This is a genomic window from Comamonas sp. UBA7528 (genome assembly GCF_002479375.1).
In the GTDB taxonomy this organism is placed as follows: domain Bacteria; phylum Pseudomonadota; class Gammaproteobacteria; order Burkholderiales; family Burkholderiaceae_C; genus Comamonas.
The window spans coordinates 41573-57951 of sequence record NZ_DLMU01000004.1 but is presented as its reverse complement, the minus strand read 5'-3'; the positions used below and the strand labels follow the sequence as shown (position 1 = coordinate 57951).

At 65.7% G+C, this 16379-nt stretch carries 17 protein-coding genes; 11 read left to right on the top strand and 6 right to left on the bottom strand.

Annotated features, from left to right (window positions below):
* Positions 1-59 precede the first annotated feature (59 nt).
* Positions 60-740 (top strand): Fe2+-dependent dioxygenase, encoded by a 681-nt coding sequence (locus B3349_RS04375; RefSeq protein WP_291586738.1) that lies wholly within the window; start codon positions 60-62, stop codon positions 738-740.
* Positions 737-1900 (top strand): alpha-hydroxy acid oxidase, encoded by a 1164-nt coding sequence (locus B3349_RS04370; RefSeq protein ID WP_291586737.1) that lies wholly within the window; start codon positions 737-739, stop codon positions 1898-1900. Before B3349_RS04375 ends, B3349_RS04370 begins: the two co-directional genes overlap by 4 nt.
* A 31-nt stretch (positions 1901-1931) precedes the next feature.
* Here B3349_RS04370 and B3349_RS04365 read toward each other — a convergent pair whose 3' ends face one another.
* The 5 genes from B3349_RS04365 to B3349_RS04345 all read right to left on the bottom strand — a co-directional run bounded on the left by B3349_RS04365 (position 1932) and on the right by B3349_RS04345 (position 6757).
* Entirely contained in the window at positions 1932-3332 is a 1401-nt protein-coding gene (locus B3349_RS04365; protein WP_291586735.1) for a sulfite reductase subunit alpha, read from the bottom strand.
* 94 nt (positions 3333-3426) lie between these two features.
* Positions 3427-4620, bottom strand: a complete 1194-nt coding sequence (locus tag B3349_RS04360; protein ID WP_291586733.1) for an FAD:protein FMN transferase — start codon at positions 4618-4620, stop codon at positions 3427-3429.
* A gap of 55 nt (positions 4621-4675) precedes the next feature.
* The gene (locus tag B3349_RS04355; protein WP_066534773.1) at positions 4676-5476 is read right to left on the bottom strand and encodes a DUF4198 domain-containing protein; all 801 of its coding nucleotides are present in this window, start codon (positions 5474-5476) and stop codon (positions 4676-4678) included.
* Positions 5477-5562: 86 nt separating this feature from the next.
* Positions 5563-6084, bottom strand: a complete 522-nt coding sequence (locus B3349_RS04350; protein ID WP_283339148.1) for a DUF2271 domain-containing protein — start codon at positions 6082-6084, stop codon at positions 5563-5565.
* Between the two features lie 31 nt (positions 6085-6115).
* The gene (locus B3349_RS04345; RefSeq protein ID WP_291586727.1) at positions 6116-6757 is read right to left on the bottom strand and encodes a PepSY-associated TM helix domain-containing protein; all 642 of its coding nucleotides are present in this window, start codon (positions 6755-6757) and stop codon (positions 6116-6118) included.
* A 333-nt stretch (positions 6758-7090) separates the two neighbouring features.
* On the opposite strand from B3349_RS04345, the gene B3349_RS04340 reads away from it, so the two are divergent.
* The 4 genes from B3349_RS04340 (at position 7091) to B3349_RS04325 (ending at position 9391) form a co-directional block, all read left to right on the top strand.
* Positions 7091-7360, top strand: coding sequence for a (2Fe-2S)-binding protein (locus tag B3349_RS04340; protein ID WP_280011633.1), 270 nt, complete (start codon positions 7091-7093; stop codon positions 7358-7360).
* A gap of 159 nt (positions 7361-7519) precedes the next feature.
* Entirely contained in the window at positions 7520-8233 is a 714-nt protein-coding gene (locus tag B3349_RS04335) for an energy transducer TonB (protein WP_218332544.1), read from the top strand.
* Positions 8234-8254: 21 nt separating this feature from the next.
* The gene (locus B3349_RS04330; protein ID WP_291586721.1) at positions 8255-8974 is read left to right on the top strand and encodes a MotA/TolQ/ExbB proton channel family protein; all 720 of its coding nucleotides are present in this window, start codon (positions 8255-8257) and stop codon (positions 8972-8974) included.
* 3 nt (positions 8975-8977) lie between these two features.
* Positions 8978-9391, top strand: a complete 414-nt coding sequence (locus tag B3349_RS04325) for an ExbD/TolR family protein (RefSeq protein ID WP_066534792.1) — start codon at positions 8978-8980, stop codon at positions 9389-9391.
* Between the two features lie 124 nt (positions 9392-9515).
* Here B3349_RS04325 and thiD read toward each other — a convergent pair whose 3' ends face one another.
* Complete coding sequence (thiD, locus tag B3349_RS04320; RefSeq protein ID WP_291586718.1) at positions 9516-10373, bottom strand: bifunctional hydroxymethylpyrimidine kinase/phosphomethylpyrimidine kinase; 858 nt, start codon at positions 10371-10373, stop codon at positions 9516-9518.
* A 316-nt stretch (positions 10374-10689) separates the two neighbouring features.
* On the opposite strand from thiD, the gene thiO reads away from it, so the two are divergent.
* The 5 genes from thiO to B3349_RS04295 all read left to right on the top strand — a co-directional run bounded on the left by thiO (position 10690) and on the right by B3349_RS04295 (position 16260).
* Positions 10690-11817: a glycine oxidase ThiO gene (thiO, locus tag B3349_RS04315; protein WP_291586717.1), complete on the top strand. Its 1128-nt coding sequence runs from the start codon at positions 10690-10692 to the stop codon at positions 11815-11817.
* Between the two features lie 83 nt (positions 11818-11900).
* A complete protein-coding gene (thiS, locus tag B3349_RS04310) occupies positions 11901-12098 on the top strand; it encodes a sulfur carrier protein ThiS (RefSeq protein ID WP_280011638.1) in 198 nt (65 codons plus the stop codon).
* Positions 12099-12186: 88 nt separating this feature from the next.
* Positions 12187-13008 carry a thiazole synthase gene (locus B3349_RS04305; protein WP_291586711.1) on the top strand — a complete coding sequence of 274 codons (822 nt, stop codon included), beginning with the start codon at positions 12187-12189 and terminating at the stop codon, positions 13006-13008.
* A gap of 20 nt (positions 13009-13028) precedes the next feature.
* A complete protein-coding gene (locus B3349_RS04300; protein WP_291586708.1) occupies positions 13029-13967 on the top strand; it encodes a thiamine phosphate synthase in 939 nt (312 codons plus the stop codon).
* A gap of 463 nt (positions 13968-14430) precedes the next feature.
* The gene (locus B3349_RS04295) at positions 14431-16260 is read left to right on the top strand and encodes a sensor domain-containing diguanylate cyclase (protein ID WP_291586707.1); all 1830 of its coding nucleotides are present in this window, start codon (positions 14431-14433) and stop codon (positions 16258-16260) included.
* The last annotated feature ends 119 nt before the right edge of the window (positions 16261-16379 follow it).

The following is a 16379-nucleotide window of genomic DNA, read 5'->3' as shown; positions in this document are numbered from 1 at the left end:
GCTTTTTGCATCCACACTTACGCCTGTACCCTGTACCGTCTTGAAGGATTTCTCCTGCCATGCTGCTGCGTATCCCCGCCCTGCTGTCCGCCGAAGATGTGCGCCAATGCCGCCAAGCGCTTGAACAAGCCAATTGGCAGGATGGCCGCACCACGGCCGGCTTCCTGGCCGCCCAGGTCAAGAACAATCTGCAACTGCCGCTGGACAGTGCCACGGGCAAGACCCTGGGCAGCCTGATCCTGGACCGCCTTGGCCACCATCCGCTGTACCTGTCTGCCGCCCTGCCCAGCAAGGTATTGCCGCCACGCTTCAACCGCTACGAAGGCGGCGGCACCTACGGCAACCACATCGACAACGCCCTGTTCACCATCCCCGGCACGGCCATCAAGGTGCGCACCGATGTGTCGACCACCGTGTTCTTCAGCGAGCCGGAGGAATACGAAGGTGGCGAGCTGGTGGTGGAAGACACCTTTGGCCAACAGACCGTCAAGCTCGCGGCGGGTGACGCCATCGTCTACCCCGGCACCAGCCTGCACCGCGTGAACCCGGTCACGCGCGGCACGCGCTATGCCTCGTTCTTCTGGACCCAGAGCCTGATCAAATCGGCCGAGCAGCGCCGCCTGCTGTTCGATCTGGACCAGGCCATCCAGCAACTCAGCAGCGAACTGCCTGCACACCCCCGCCTGTCCACGCTGTCCGGCACTTACCACAACCTGCTGCGCATGTGGTCCGAAGCATGACAGACACGCCTTCCGCACCGCCCACTGCGCTCAATGCGCTGGGCCAGGCCGTGCAGCCGGCCCTGCAGCGCATCCCGTCCGACATCGGGGCCCTGGCCGACTACGCGCGCCAGGCACGTCACCATATCGAAGCCCATGCCTGGGCGCACATCGAAAGCGGCTGCGACCAGGCCCATGCGCTAGCGCACAACCGCCAGGCACTGGACCGCATCCGCATGCTGCCCGAGCCGCTGCCGGACCTGTCCCAGGCCCACACCCGCCTGCAGCTGCTGGGCCAGACCTTCGACTGGCCGGTGCTGCTGGCACCGGTGGCCTACCACCGGCTGGCCCACCCGGAAGGCGAACTCGCCAGCGTGCGCGCGGCCATGGCCATGCGCACCGGCATGGTGGTCAGCACCCTGTCGAGCTACACGCTGGAAGAAATCGCCCAGGCGGCCACCGCCGCTTCCCTGGAGCTGGGCCGCACGGCCCCGTTGTGGTTCCAGCTCTACAGCCAACCTGACCGCGGGCACACCCTGTCCCTGGTCCGCCGCGCAGAAGCAGCCGGCTACCAGGCCCTGGTGTGGACGGTGGACGCCAACATCAAGCGCTCAGGCTACCCCTTGCCCCCCGGCGTGGAAGCAGTCAACCTGCGCGGCATGCCGCAGTCCCAGCAGACCGGTGACCTGATGGGCGAGCACATTCTGTTCGGCACACCGCTGGCCACCGGCGCACCCCGCTGGAGCGACCTGGAATGGCTGCGTGCCCACACCCGGCTGCCGCTGATCATCAAAGGCATTCTGTCGCCACGCGCAGCCCGCCAGGCCGTCGCACTGGGGGCCGATGCCATCGTGGTGTCCAACCACGGTGGACGCGTACTGGATGCGGCAGTCTCCCCGATCGATGTGCTGGCCGATGTGCGCCAAGCCGTCGGCCCGCAATTGCCGCTGCTGCTGGACAGCGGCATCCGCCAGGGCACCGACGTGCTCAAGTCCCTGGCTCTGGGCGCCAATGCGGTGCTGATCGGCCGTCCGCAACTGCACAGCCTGGCCGTGGCCGGCACGCTGGGTACGGCGCACATGCTGTACCTGCTGCACTCCGAACTGGAGCTGGCCATGGCCCAGACCGGATGCACCCAGCTGCAGCAAATCGGCACCAACCTGCTGTGGCAGCCACGCTGAATCGCGCCAGGGCACGGGCGCAAGCCGCTCGTCAGTACACGTCCCGCCGGTAGCGTCCGCTGGCGGCCAAGGCCTGCAGCTGCTCGCTGCCCAGCAGCTCGCGCAGCATATCGTCCACGCCCTTGGCCATACCCTGCAGGCTGCCGCACACATAGATGGCAGCACCGCGCTCCACCCAGTGGCGCAGGCGGTCGGCCTGTTGGGCCAGCAATTGCTGCACATAGCCGGGGTGCGGGACATCGCGCGACCAGGCACGGTCCAGCCGGGCCAGTTGGCCCTGCGCCACCCATTGCTGCAGCTGTGCATCCAGCAGCTTGTCATGTTCGGGGCTGCGCTCGCCAAACAGCAACCAGTGGTCAAACTGCTGCTGCTGCACCCGCGCCTTGATGTGGCTGTACAGTCCGGCCAGACCGGTGCCGTTGCCAATCAGCACCACCGGTCGATCCATATTGCCCTCCAGCCGGAAACCGCTGTGCGCACGGATGCGCAGCGTCAGCGCGGCGCCAAGCGCCATCTCCTCGCACAGCCAGCGCGACGCCACACCCGGCTCGCCGTCGTCCCGCACGCTCTGGCGTACCAGCAGTTGCAGGCAGCCGTCTGCCGGTACCGACGCAATGGTGTAATCGCGCGGCGCATCCGGTTCGCCCGGGGGACACAGCGACACCAGATCGCCCGACTCCCACTGCGGCAGCTGGCCGTTCTTGGGCTCCCATTCCAGCAGGTACACCGCCCCACCCTGGCTGCCAGGGTTCAAATGGGTGCGGCTGCGCAGCACCCAATGCAGGCTGCTGTCTGTCGACTGCCAGCCGGCTGCGGCCTGGCCCGTCAGGTTCTGCAAGAGCGTCCCCACAACAGTCTGCCAGTCCGCCAGCGCACGCGTCTGGGCCTGAGCCTGACCGCTGTCCATGCACACCACCTGGGTCTGGGCACCCTGGCTCTGCAGCCAGGCCTGCACCCGCAGGCCAAAGGCACAGAATTGCTCATATTCCCGGTCACCCAGCGCCAGAATGCGGGCATCGTGCCCCTGCAACGCCACGGACTGGGGCAACAACTGCTGCACAAAGGGCAGCGCCTGGTCGGGCGCATCGCCTTCGCCCGTGGTGGACAGCAGCCACAGACTGTGGCTGCAGGATTGCAGCTGCGCCAGCGTCAACTCCTGCACCGGCACCAGCTGCACCGGGCAGCCACCGGCATGCAGGGTGTGCGCGGTATCGCGGGCCAGAGCCTCGGCCTGACCGGTCTGGCTGGCGTAGACCACCAGCATTGCCGCACCGTCAGCAGCACTCCCCTGCTGCAGGCTGCGGCGTTCACGCAGCAGCGCCTGGCGCTGCTGTCGCAGCCGCCAGGCCACGCCCGAGCACAGGCCTGCATAGCCCAGCACCAGCGCCAGCGCACCACCCAGGCGCGCCGGGGTCACAATCCAATCCATCATGCTGATCTCAAAACCATAGCTGTGTGTACGCCTGCCAGAGAGAACCTTATCCACTCGCCACCGGATATGGCATCCCGCAGCGCGCAGGCGGCTCTTATTGTCCAAGGCCTCCAGCGGAGGCAAAACGCCCATCCCATGCCGGCGTGCTGCACCGCTGCCCCTGGGGATGCGCCGTATCGGGGTGGGTGTGGAACACGGCGGCCACATTCTGTGCCAACGCGAAATCCCAGCCCGCCTGCGGCCCCAGCACGGTGAGCACCGTGGCCAGGGCATCGGCATGCATGCAGGCCGCGTGAAAGACGGTGATGCTGGTCAGGGCATGCGCCACCGGCTGGCCGGTGCGCGGGTCGATGGTGTGCGAATAGCGCCGCCCCCCCTGGGTGAACACATGCCAGTGGTCACCGGAGGTGGCCAGAGCGCCGCCCTGCAAGGGCACGGCTTCCGGGGTGGCACTGCCCTGCACCTCGGGCGGCAGGCCGGCCACTGCCACGCGCCAAGGCTGGCCGTCGGGGCGCCGGCCCCAGCCGAGGATCTCGCCACCAATCTCCAATAGCCCATGTTGCCAGCCAGCGGCTTGCAGGCGCTGGGCCACCCAGTCCACGGCAAAGCCTTTGGCAATGCCGCTCAAATCCAGTTGCAGGCCACCCGGCTGCCACAGGCGCCGCTGCGCAGGCTCCCATTGCAACTTCTGGTAGCCACAATGGCGCAGAGCCTGGGCAATCTCGGCATTCGAAGGCAACTGCCCGCTGTGCGCTTGCTGCGGCTGCGCGCGCGGGCCATAGCCCCACAGCGCCACCAGGGCGCCCACCGTCGGATCCCAGGCGCCACCACAGGCCTGCGCCCAGTGCAAGGCCGCATCGATGACCTGGGCCAGCTCTGCCGGCAACCCGTGCCAGCTACCGGGTGCAGCGGCGTTGAAGCGCGACAGCCGGGAATCCGGCTCCCAGTTGCTCATCTGCGCAATGACTTCGTCCAGGGTGGACTGGACCAGGGCCTGCACGGGCGCCAGCGGGGCATAGCCGGGGTTGACCAGCCGCAGCGACCAGGTGGTGCCCATGGTGGCACCGCCCAGGGCCTGCAGGCTGCGGTCTTGCTGCAACTGCAGGCGCTGCGCTCCTGCGGTCTGCCAGCCTGCGGCGGCAAACGACGGAGCCACCTCTTTGGCTGCCTGCACAGCCGCCGCCGCCGGTGCAGGGCGCTGCCAGATGCCGGCGCCAAAATGCACGCGCGGCGCCTGACGCACGCCGGGCTTCACGGGATCCTGCAGTGCGCGTGCGGGTGGCTTCATGGCTGGCAACACCAAACAAATGCCATCTGCCACCAGGGCAAATGGCAGCATGTCATCAGGGCATCACTTCCAGCGTGGCCACGTAGGCCAGACGGCGCTCCTTGGCCTGGGGCACCGAAGTCTTGTTGTCCTTGACGTCGGCATCCAGCCAGTACATGCCTGCCACAGGGAACTTCACCTTGAACTGACCCTTGGCGTCGGTCACCAGCTTGATCTCGTTCACTGCATCGCGGTAGCGCTTGCCTTCGGGCACCAGCACCACCTCCACATTGGCAGCAGGCTTGCCGTCCACGTGGAAGGCGAAAGTGGCTTCCTCACCCACGACCAGATCATTGGGATGGGTCACCGGGGCCAGCTCCAGACCCTTGCCGCTCAGACGCAGCGCCGAAGGCTTGCCCATGGTGACAAAGGTTTCGATGCGGCTGGCGCTTTCAGCCACCATCACCTCCTTGGCGTCGGCAGGGATCTGCTTGACGATGTCTTCCACGGAACCACGCAGGCGCTTCATCTGGCCGGCGGCATCCTTGTACGAGCCCATGGCACCCTGGTTGACGATGCTCAGCTGGTAGGTGCCGGCTTTTTCCGGCTTGAGGTCGAACACACTGCGCAGTTCACCCTTGGCCACGTTCTGGGGCTGCACGGTGCTGCCGTCGGGTGCGGTGATGGTCAGCTTGTCCACGGCCAGGGGGCGGTGGTTGAAGAAGAAGATGTCGTTGGAGACGGCCGCATCCACCGTCACCCAGTCGGCCTTGGACAGCACCGTGCTCGACGGCTTGAGCCACAGATTGTGCGCCTGGGCGCCCACGGCAGCGCAGGCCAGCGACAGGGCAAGGGCAAGGCGGGAAGCAGAAAACATGGTGACTCCTTGGAATAGATGGTCGAAACAGAGAAAGCGGGAAACCGGGGAAGCAATGCCAGGGAACAGCGCGAAAAGACAGCGGATCAGGGCTTGAGTTCGAGCGTGATGTCGCCCAGCTCGCTCTTGCCCTTGACGTTCAGGTTGGTGGCCTGCTTGACAGGCCATTCGAACGGAATGGTCACCAGTTCACGGCCGCCCACTTCGCGGGCCGCTTCCACCTGCAGCTTGTACTGACCGGGGGCCAGCTTGGGCAGCGGGTTGCGGCCTTCGGCAAACGACAGCGCGTGCTTGCCGGCAGGCTTGGTGGGCTGGGTCACGCCATCGATGGGCATGGTCAGCTCACGGCCGGTGCGGCGCCACCACTGGCGCATGTCCTTGAGCCACTTGATGCCTTCGGCATCGCGCATCTTGGTGTCGTACCACACGGACAGCGTGGCGGCCACCGAGTTGTCGGCGCGCTCCACCCACACAGCCACATAGGGGCGGTGGTATTCGGCCACGTCCAGGCGCGGCACTTCCACGCCCACATTCATGCTGCCGGCAATGGCGGGCAGACCGGCCACGGCGCTCAGCGCGGCCGTGAATCGCAAGATTTTTGTTGTCATGGATGTCCCTCTAAAGTGATTCGATCAAGGTTCAGTGCACCAGCAGCATGGCCAGCAAGGCGGGAACCAGCAGCCCCAGCCCCACCATGGGCCAGGTCATGGGCCGGCGGCCCGCATGCATCTGCAAGATAAACAGGCCGGTGATACAGAACACCAGGCAGGCCACGGCAAACACGTCAATGAACCAGCTCCATGCCGTGCCGGTGTGGCGGCCCTTGTGCAGGTCATTGAAATAAGAGATCCAGCCGCGGTCGGTGTGCTCGTATTCCGCCTCGCCGTCCTGCAGGCCGATGCGCAGCCAGGCATCGCCGCCCGGCTGGGGCAGTGGCACATAGGCCTCGTCCTCACTCCACTCCACGGCGCGCTGGCGGGTCTCGGCCCCCAGCACCTCGCGTGCCCAGGTCTGCACGGTGACCGGCAGGCCGGCGCCTTCCTGCGGCTGGGATTTCTGCGCCTCGGCCGCCTGCTGCAGCACCGGCAGCAAGGAGTCAGGCAATCGATCCTGGCGGGAGACCACGCGGGGCTTGGCCTCGATCTGGCCGGCATGGTTGAGGGTGAAGCCCGTCACGGCAAACAGCAGCATGCCCACCAGACAGATGGCGGAACTGACCCAGTGCCATTCATGCAGGGTTTTCAGCCAGTAGGCACGTTGGGAAGAAGGGGAGGCTTGCATACACAAAAAGATGGCGTGCGCACGGACCCTGCCCTGCGCCACGAAGCCCTCGATTCTAGAGCCAACAAATAAAAATAGCTCTCATTTACCTAAGATTTACGCAGACCCCGCCCCCACCGTAGCTCCCCGCCCCTGAGACGTACAGGGCCATTCCAGCCCCTTTGCTATACAGAAGAGAGGAGCACGGCACCCACCAGGGACGGCACCTCCCCCGCTTTTCCACTTTCAGGAACCTCTGCAACGACTATGAACAAGATAGACATTGCAAATGCGATAGATTCCTATTTATAATCAACCCCATCTTTTAACAGCCAGCCACATCTGCTTGAGATCATGATTGTTTGTGTTTGCCGCCGGGTTTCTGACCGCGAAATCGCACGCCACGCACATGCGGGCATGTCTTTCGACGAGATTCAGTTCGAACTCGGCGTGGCCACCCAGTGCGGACGCTGCGAAAGCTGTGCCCGTGACGTAGTGGACAAATGCTGCTCCAGCGGCACGCATGCTGCCATTCACAATGAATCTGCCAAGCCGGTTCAGCTTGCCACCTCTATTTTGGAGAGCAAAGCATGGCATTCCTCGCAACCGTCACTGGCAGTCTGATCCTGGTCCTGGGGTGCTCCCTGTGGATTTTCCGGCGCTAGCCCATCACCTCGGGTTGCGCTATGTTGACCTGAATGGGTCCGCAATCCGCTAGTCTTCGAGGGGTCGTGAACCAGACCCTGTGCAAGTGCCGGCCTCGTGGCCGGCTTTTTGATCCCTATGTCTTCATCTGAACGTTTCGCGCCGACCGGCAATATGCACCGCAATGCGGTCATCACCGGCTCGGTGCTAGCACTGCACGTGGCCGGCATCTGGGCGCTGCAACATGCACTGACCCACTCACCCGAGCCGCTGATCGTGCCCGCCGAGGTGATTGCCGAGTTCATTGCGCCGCCCGCCCCCGAACCACAGCCTCCGGCCCCTCCTCCTCCGGCTCCGCCCACACCCCAACCGCCCAAGCCCACGCCCAAGCCCGCACCAGTTCCCAAGCCCGTGCAAAAACAGCCGTTGCCCAAGGCCATTGCGGACCCGACCCCCTCCCCCAATGCGCCCACCGGCACACTGGACAGCGAGCCCAGCAAGCCCGTGCCGGCCGCGCCAGCTGCGCCCCCGGCTCCGCCCGCACCACCGGCACCGCCCGCGCCGCCAGCCATCCAGCTGCCATCCAGCAACGCGGCCTACCTGAACAACCCGCGTCCGTCCTATCCAGCGATCAGCCGTCGCATGAACGAACAGGGCAAGGTCGTGCTGCGCGTCTTCATTGACGAGCAAGGCCAGCCTCAGCAGCTCGAAATCAACAAGTCCAGCGGCTTTGAACGCCTGGACAAGGCGGCGCTGGAAGCCGTCAAGCGATGGAAGTTCGTGCCCGGCAAGCGCAACGGCGTGCCCGAAGGCATGTGGAACATCGTCCCCATCAATTTCGTTCTCGAATAAACATTCATCTCAGGAGTTTTCATGGAATCCCAATTCGGCATTGCCCACGTCTGGGCACAAGGTGACTTCGTCATGCGCAGCGTGGCCATCCTGCTGCTGATCATGTCGGTCGCCTCCTGGGCGGTCATCATCATCAAGACCCTGGCTCTGGTGAAGTACAAGAAGCAAGCCCGCCAGGCCAAGGACTTCTGGCACAGCGAAGACTTCAGCGCCGGCCTGAGCAAACTGGACACCGAGCCCTCCAACCCCTTCCGCTACATGGCCCTGGAAGGCCGTGAAGCCCAGTCCCACCACCGCAAGACCAGCGCCCACCTGCATGACGCGCTGGACATCAGCGACTGGATGACCCGTTCGCTGCGCTACTGCGTGGATGAATTCACCGCCCGCCTGCAAGCCGGCCTGGCCATTCTGGCGTCCGTGGGCTCCACCGCCCCCTTCGTGGGCCTGTTCGGCACCGTATGGGGCATCTACCACGCCTTGGTGGCCATCGGCACCTCGGGCCAGGCTTCCATCGACAAGGTGGCCGGCCCCATCGGCGAAGCGCTGATCATGACCGCCTTCGGTCTGGCCGTGGCCATCCCCGCCGTGCTGGGCTACAACGCCCTGGTGCGCGGCAACAAGAACGTGCTCAACGGCCTGAACACTTTTGCCCACGACCTGCACGCCTACTTCGTGACCGGCGCCCGCGTGGACAGCGGCCAAGGCCACCACAACGTCTCTCCCATCAAGAAAGGCGCGTAAGCCATGGCTTTCGGCACCCAAGACGACAGCGATGAAGTCATGAACGAAATCAACATGACGCCCCTGGTGGACGTCATGCTGGTGCTGCTCATCGTCTTCATCATCACCATCCCGGTGATGAAGCACTCGATCAACGTCGACCTGCCCCGCGCCAGCAACGAGCCCGAGAAGGTCAAACCGCAGAACGTGAGCCTGTCCATCACCGCCGATGGCAAGTACCACTGGAACAAGGAAGCCATCTCCGACGAGGAACTGGTAACCCGCCTGCAGGCCGAAGCCGCCAAGGATCCGCAGCCCGACCTGCACATCCACGGCGACAAGGAAGTGCGCTACGAGCGCGTGGCCCAGGCCATGGCTGCCGCACAAACTGCCGGCGTGCGCAAGATCGGTTTTGTGACCGACCCGGTCACCAAATAAGCCCACCTGCCCCTGGGCCTGGGCAGGTCACCAAAAAATCACCCCGCATGGCGCGCAGCCTGCGGGGTGTTTTTGCATGTCCGCCACAGCGGGACTCATCGACGACCTGCGCCGCTGCGCGCCTTCAGCTGCGACGAATGATCTGGGCCACGGGCGCGTGGCCGTGGTTCAGCGGCCCATGGCCATGGCCGGTACGCACGGCCGCCCCGGCACGGATCGCTTCCAGGATATAGCTGCGCGCGTGCGCCACGGCATCAGCCAGCGGCAGGCCCAGGGCCAAGTGGGAGGCAATGGCCGACGACAGCGTGCAACCCGTGCCATGGCCGTTGTGCGTGGCAATGCGGGGCGATTCCAGCGTGCGGCGCAGACCGTCCTGCGCGGCCAGCAGGTCCACCACCCAGTCACCGGGCAAATGCCCGCCCTTGACCACCACGGCCGGCGCGCCCAGCGCCAGCAAGTCGCTGGCTGCAGCTTCCAGCGCGTCGATGCCATCGATGGTGCGGCCGATCAGCAGGCTGGCCTCGTCCAGGTTGGGCGTCACCACCGTGGCCAGCGGGAACAGTTCGCGCACCAGCACGTCCTTGGTGTCTTCGGCAATCAGGCGGTCGCCGCTGGTGGCCACCATCACCGGGTCCAGCACCACCTGCTGCAGGCCATGGCGGCGCAGTGCATCGGCCACCGTTCGCACCACTTCCGGCGTGGCCAGCATGCCGATCTTGACGGCATCCACACCGATGTCTTCCACCACGGCGTCGATCTGGCCGCGCAGAATATCCACGGGAATGCTGTGGATGCCGGTCACGCCCAGCGTGTTCTGCACGGTAATGGCCGTGATGGCCGTCATGCCATAGCAGCCCAGGGCACTGAAAGTCTTGAGGTCGGCCTGGATGCCGGCGCCACCGCCGCTGTCGGAGCCGGCAATGGACAGCACACGCACATAACGCGAAGTTTGGTGCGGCGCAGAGGATGTCTGAGGGGTCATAGGGCAAAAATTATGACCCAAGCCAAGGCTTGTGCCGACAAGGCCATCCCAGGTATGCGGCTTGTGCTGTAATTCCTGCTCACGGACGAAACAGGGGTGTCCATCGGCCCGCCGCACAGCGGCACGGGCCGCATGCGACTGAGAACAGACCCTGGGGCCGCCTGGATGCCGACCCGGCACGCAGGCGACCCCGACACCCGATCCAGATCATGCTGGCGTGGGGAGTTTCACAGCCGGTGCCCGCCCTCTGCAGGCTGTGCCACCCCGTTTGGTCCCTGGATTGCCTTCTAACCGCCTTGGACGAAACGACACCGCCATGCTTGCTCTGACTGCACCTTCCCATATCGCCATTTTGGGCGCCGGCCTGATGGGCCGCCTGCTGGCCCTGGAGCTGGCGCGCGAAGGGCACCGCGTGGAAGTGTTCGAGGCCAAGGGCCCCGAAGCCGACGGCGCCGCCGCCCGCGTGGCCGCCGCCATGCTGGCCCCGCTGGCCGAATCGGCCATCACCGAGCCCGGCGTGGTGCGCATGGGCCAATACGCCCTCACCCGTTGGCCAGAGCTGATTGCCCAGCTCGACGCTCCGGTCTACTTCCAGCAGAACGGCACCCTGGTGGTCTGGCACCGCCAGGATGCACCCGATGCCAGCCGCCTGTGCGGCCTGTTCGAGAAGAACCGCCGCATCAACCCCACACTGCCCGCACTGGAAAGCGTCAGCCACGCCCAGATGGCCACCGTGGAGCCTGCACTGCAGGGCCGCTTCCAGCAGGGCGTGTACCTGCCCGGCGAGGGTCAGCTGGACAACCGCCAGCTGCTGGCCGCGCTGGAATCCACCCTGGCCCGTCTGGGCGTGCAATTCCATTGGCACACTGCCCGTGAAACCACGGACTTTGCCCCCGGCAATGCCGGCCAGCCCGATCTGGTGCTGGATTGCCGCGGTCTGGGTGCCCGCACAGAGTGGAGCGCGCTGCGCGGCATCCGCGGCGAGGTCGTACGCGTCCACGCCCCCGAAGTCACGCTGCAGCGCCCCACGCGCCTGGTGCACCCACGCTACCCGCTGTACATCGCGCCCAAGCAGGACCATGTGTTTGTGATCGGCGCCACCGAGATCGAATCCGACGACATGGGCCCAGCCAGCGTACGCTCCACCATGGAACTGCTCAGTGCCCTCTACACCGTGCACTCCGGTTTTGCCGAGGCACGCATCCTGGAGATCGCCACCCAGTGCCGTCCCACCCTGCCCGACAACCTGCCCGCCCTGCGCTGGCTGGATGAGCGTGTGCTGCAGGTCAACGGCCTGTACCGCCATGGTTTCATGATCTCCCCGGCCATGCTGGACATCACTTTGCAGGTTTTGCGCAGCGGGGCTACCGACTTGGCCCGACAATTCGACGTGGCCGTGCACCTGCCGCACACTGCGCCCCAGACCGCCGCCCAGGCGGCCTGAGCCCGCCCGGCCCGCGGCATCGCCGCACTCCCATGGGTTAACCCGTGGTGGATTTTTGCCTTTTTGCCCTGATTTGAGAGCCCATGCACATCACCATCAACCAGCAATCCGTGGAACTGCCTGCCAACGCCACCGTGGCCGATGCCGTGGCCCAGTGGCAGGCCAAGCCGCCCTTTGCCGTGGCGGTGAACACTGGCTTTGTGCCCCGTGGCCGCTATGCGGCCCATGCACTGGTCGAAGGCGACAAGGTCGAAATCATTGCCCCCGTGACCGGCGGCTGACCACAGACCCGGACCTCGATTCAGCGTTCAATGGACCGCTCCCTCGCCCTGCAGGCGCCGGAGCCCTCCGCCAACACCAAAGTATTTCATGTCGACCGACACCACCGCCTCCTCCACTGACAGCCTGACGCTGTACGGCCAGACCTTCCACAGCCGCCTGCTGCTGGGCACCTCGCGCTACCCTTCCCCCGCCGTGCTGGAAGCCGCAGTCGCCCGCGCCAAACCGGCCATGGTGACCGCCTCGCTGCGCCGCCAGGGCAGCAGCGCCGCCGAAGTGGCCGAAACCGGCGCCAGCTTCTGGGAACTGCTGCGCAAGCTGAACGTGCCCGTGCTGCCCAACACCGCTGGCTGCATGACCATCCAGGAAGCCGTCACCACCGCCCAGATGGCGCGCGAGGTGTTCGACACGCCCTGGATCAAGCTGGAGCTGATCGGCGACGACTACACCCTGCAGCCCGACACCCTGAACCTGGTGGAGGCCGCTTCCATCCTGATCAAGGACGGTTTCCAGGTGCTGCCCTACTGCACCGAAGATCTGGTGCTGTGCCAGCGCCTGGTCGATGTCGGCTGCCAGGCCGTCATGCCCTGGGCCGCGCCCATCGGCACCGGCCGCGGCCCCGCCAATCCCTATGCCATGCAGACACTGCGCGAGCGCCTGAACGTGCCGCTGATCGTCGACGCCGGTCTGGGCCGCCCCTCCCACGCCTGCACCGTCATGGAATGGGGCTTCGACGGCGTGCTGCTGAACACCGCCGTGGCCCTGTCGGAAGACCCCGTGCGCATGGCCGGTGCCTTTGCCGACGCCGTGCAAGCCGGCCGTAACGGCTACCTGGCCGGCGCCATGGCCGAGCAGCGCTCCGCCCAGCCCAGCACCCCCGTGCTAGGCACGCCGTTCTGGCACCACGCCTGACCTCCCTGGAAGACCACGCCATGCACACTGCAGAAATCCAGGCCCTGGCGGACGCCATCGTCCACCACCACAGCACCACCTTTGGCGCGCGCCTGCATCACAATGCCAACTCCGTGGAACTGGTGCCCCAGCCCACGCCACCCGCGCTGCGTGCGGAGCCCGCCTACCTGGCTGCCCTGCAGGCCTGCAGCCGCCTGGGCTTCATTGCGGTCGATGCCGAATGCCTGGCCCAGGCCTGGCAGCACCAGACCGAGCGTACCAACCACTTCGACGTCACCCACTGGCCGGACGATCCCCAGGACTTTGGCCTGGCCGGTGCCGATCCCGCCCGGGCCTTCCCTGCCTGCCCGCGCCAGCTGGGTCTGTACGGCGTGCTGCCCACGGCCGAATGGGTGGGCCGCATGGCCCGTGCCGGCGTACCCACGGTGCAGCTGCGCTTCAAGAGCGACGACGCCGCCGCCATCCGTGCCGAAGTGCGCGCGGCCGTGGCCGCCGTGCAAGGCACCAGCGCCCGCCTGTTCATCAACGACCACTGGCAGCAAGCCATTGAGGCCGGAGCCTACGGCATCCACGTCGGCCAGGAAGACCTGGATGCGCTGGCCGGTAACCACCTGGCCGCCATCCATGCCAGCGGGCTGCGCCTGGGCGTCAGCACCCACGGCTATGCCGAGATGGTGCGCGCCCACGCGGTGCAGCCCAGCTACATCGCCCTGGGTGCTGTGTTCCCCACCACGCTCAAGAAAATGGTCACCGCGCCCCAGGGCATGGCCCGTCTGCAGGCCTATGTGCGGCTGATGCAGGCCTACCCACTGGTAGCCATCGGCGGCATTGCCGCCGAACAGTTTGCGGATATCGCCGCCACTGGCGTTGGCTCCATCGCCGTGGTGCGTGCGCTGGTGAATGCACCCGATCCGGAAGCGGCAGCGCGCGATCTGATGGCCAGACTGCCCCAGCCATAGGCCGGCTCGGATTACTGGCTGTCCACGGCGCTGTAAGAGTGCCATGGAAGTGCCACAGTAGTTCCATTCACCATTGCCGCCAGAGGACTTCGGATGAAGTCCTCTTTTTTGCCTGGACTGCGCCGCAACGATGACTTGTGGTCCGGAGATGCACCCACGGAGGCTGTGGCGGCTGTGGCGCCATTGACACAGCTGGTTCATCGGGCTGCGCCGTGACCGCACCGCCCGAGAAGGCGGCACTGGCAGTGCGCCGCCTGCCATCAATTCTGGAAGCAGGCTTTCTCCCCCTGCAGGCCTTTTCAGGGAATCTCATCCTGGCTTATAAATGCTTCGCAGCCACAGTGGACAAGAATCCATTGCACAGCCGAACTCGAGACTTTCTACTCAACCGGTGATTGGAGCCTGCGCCCGGATCCGAACTGTTGCGGACCCCAGCGTGTCTCCAGAGACCCTGAGCATCCAGATGACAAGCCTCCGCTCCCATACGCTTTTGCGTCGCATTGTGCTCGGCAACTTGCTGGTCGCTGCCTTGCTGTGCTGTGCCACCTGGTTCAGCATGCATGCCAACTACCGTGCGGACATGGACCTGGGAGTGGCCGTCACCCAGCACCAGGCACGCAGCCTGAGCCTGGAGCTGGCCGCAGAGATGCGGCTGGTGGACAACGCCCTGTCTTCCATTGCCAGCCGTTACCGCACACGCAGCTTTGAAGGTCTGCCCACTGCCAACCATGCCCTGTACGAGATGCTGCAGGAGCAACGGGCCCTGATCCCTTTTGTCACGGCCCTGCGCACCACCGACAGCGAGGGTGAGGTCCTGATCACACCCAGCGAAATCCATGCCCCGTTCTCGGTCTCCGACCGCACCTATTTCGCACAGGCCCGTGCCACCGACCAGATGGTGGTGTCCGAGCCCCTGGTCAGCCACTCCTTCGACAAATGGTCTATCGTGCTGGCGCGGCGCCTGCAGTCCGAGGACGACAGCTTCCAAGGCATTGTGTATGCCATCGTCGCAGCGGAGCATTTCCACCAGCTGTTCCAGCGCCAGTCCTTTGGTCCGGGCAGCGCCATGGCACTGCGCACCGACCAGGCACTGCTGGTCGCCCGCTATCCGGGAGCAAACCAGGATGCCGAAGCAGGCATCGGCAAGGACACCGTCTCGCCCGAGTACCACCAAGCCATTGACCGCAACCGCGAGGAAGGCTGGTACATCACCCCCACGCTGCTGGATGGTGTGGAGCGCATCACCGCCTACCAGCGCCTGCCTGGCTACCCCCTCACGGTGTTCACCGGGCTGGGAACCGAGGCCTACCTGGCCATGTGGCGTGCCTCCGCCTGGCGTGCATGGGGCCTCACGGGCCTGTGCATTGTCCTGATCGCTTTGGGCTCCGTGGCACTGTACCGCCTGCAACAGCGCGAACACCGCATACGCAAAGAGCAGGAACTCGTCATCGACAATGACCTGATCGGCATGGCCCGCCTGCGTGACCGCAGGATCGTGTGGACCAATCCCGCCCTGCGCCGTCTGTTCAAGCAATCCGCCACGGCGCTGCAGGGTGCGTCCACGCGCATGCTCTACCCGGACGATGCGACCTACCAGCTCATCGGCGACAAAGCCTACGGATCCTTGCTGGCACGCGGCAAGTTTCACGCGCAGTTCCAGCTGCGAACGGCCGACGGCAAGTTGCTGTGGGTAGACGCTTCGGGCACCCTGCTGAATGCCGAGGAATCGCTCTGGATCTTTGTGGACATTGACGCCCTCAAGCAGGGCGAGCAGGCGGCCAACCACCTGGCCAACCACGATGCCCTCACCGGTCTGGCCAACCGCCGGGCACTGGAGGACACCCTCACCCAGGAGCTGACCTCCGGCCAGATGGTGGCCGTGTGCTTCATGGACCTGGATGGCTTCAAGCAGATCAACGACACCCAGGGCCATGATGCCGGCGATGAAGTCTTGCGGGTGATCTCCGCCCGACTGACAGCGCAGGCCCGCGCGGGAGACTGCGTGGCCCGCCTGGGCGGTGATGAGTTCGTGGTGCTGCTTGCGGGTTTGCGCACCTACGAGGAAGCGCTATCGGTGATGCACCGTTGCATGGATGCCGTGCGCCAGCCCATCGCCTTGCAAGCAGGCACCATGGCCCAGGTCGGCATCAGCATCGGCATCTCTGTCAGTACCCAGGGCAGTTCCACCGCAGAACTGCTGCAAAGCGCGGACGCAGCCATGTACGCAGCCAAGCATGCCGGCAAGGGCCGCATCGTGCAGTATGCGGACCTGCACGACAGCGCCAGTCGATGACGCCCCCGGTGCGGTGGCTGCGGCACCGGCTTCAGCGTGCCACCGCTGCACACAGGCCGGTAACGCCCTCGCCTGTCAGCGCCGCTGGGGCTGCAATGACGGTCTCTACCCCGGTCACT

Excerpts from the sequence above, each read along its gene's own strand:
- B3349_RS04370 (WP_291586737.1), top strand. The coding sequence starts at position 737 with ATGACAGACACGCCTTCCGCACCGCCCACTGCGCTCAATGCGCTGGGC.
- thiO (WP_291586717.1), top strand. The coding sequence starts at position 10,690 with ATGCTTGCTCTGACTGCACCTTCCCATATCGCCATTTTGGGCGCCGGC.
- B3349_RS04365 (WP_291586735.1), bottom strand. The coding sequence starts at position 3,332 with ATGATGGATTGGATTGTGACCCCGGCGCGCCTGGGTGGTGCGCTGGCG.
- B3349_RS04325 (WP_066534792.1), top strand. The coding sequence starts at position 8,978 with ATGGCTTTCGGCACCCAAGACGACAGCGATGAAGTCATGAACGAAATC.
- B3349_RS04330 (WP_291586721.1), top strand. The coding sequence starts at position 8,255 with ATGGAATCCCAATTCGGCATTGCCCACGTCTGGGCACAAGGTGACTTC.
- thiD (WP_291586718.1), bottom strand. The coding sequence starts at position 10,373 with ATGACCCCTCAGACATCCTCTGCGCCGCACCAAACTTCGCGTTATGTG.
- B3349_RS04355 (WP_066534773.1), bottom strand. The coding sequence starts at position 5,476 with ATGTTTTCTGCTTCCCGCCTTGCCCTTGCCCTGTCGCTGGCCTGCGCT.
- B3349_RS04305 (WP_291586711.1), top strand. The coding sequence starts at position 12,187 with ATGTCGACCGACACCACCGCCTCCTCCACTGACAGCCTGACGCTGTAC.
- B3349_RS04345 (WP_291586727.1), bottom strand. The coding sequence starts at position 6,757 with ATGCAAGCCTCCCCTTCTTCCCAACGTGCCTACTGGCTGAAAACCCTG.
- B3349_RS04300 (WP_291586708.1), top strand. The coding sequence starts at position 13,029 with ATGCACACTGCAGAAATCCAGGCCCTGGCGGACGCCATCGTCCACCAC.
- B3349_RS04335 (WP_218332544.1), top strand. The coding sequence starts at position 7,520 with ATGTCTTCATCTGAACGTTTCGCGCCGACCGGCAATATGCACCGCAAT.
- B3349_RS04295 (WP_291586707.1), top strand. The coding sequence starts at position 14,431 with ATGACAAGCCTCCGCTCCCATACGCTTTTGCGTCGCATTGTGCTCGGC.
- B3349_RS04340 (WP_280011633.1), top strand. The coding sequence starts at position 7,091 with ATGATTGTTTGTGTTTGCCGCCGGGTTTCTGACCGCGAAATCGCACGC.
- B3349_RS04375 (WP_291586738.1), top strand. The coding sequence starts at position 60 with ATGCTGCTGCGTATCCCCGCCCTGCTGTCCGCCGAAGATGTGCGCCAA.
- B3349_RS04360 (WP_291586733.1), bottom strand. The coding sequence starts at position 4,620 with ATGAAGCCACCCGCACGCGCACTGCAGGATCCCGTGAAGCCCGGCGTG.
- thiS (WP_280011638.1), top strand. The coding sequence starts at position 11,901 with ATGCACATCACCATCAACCAGCAATCCGTGGAACTGCCTGCCAACGCC.
- B3349_RS04350 (WP_283339148.1), bottom strand. The coding sequence starts at position 6,084 with ATGACAACAAAAATCTTGCGATTCACGGCCGCGCTGAGCGCCGTGGCC.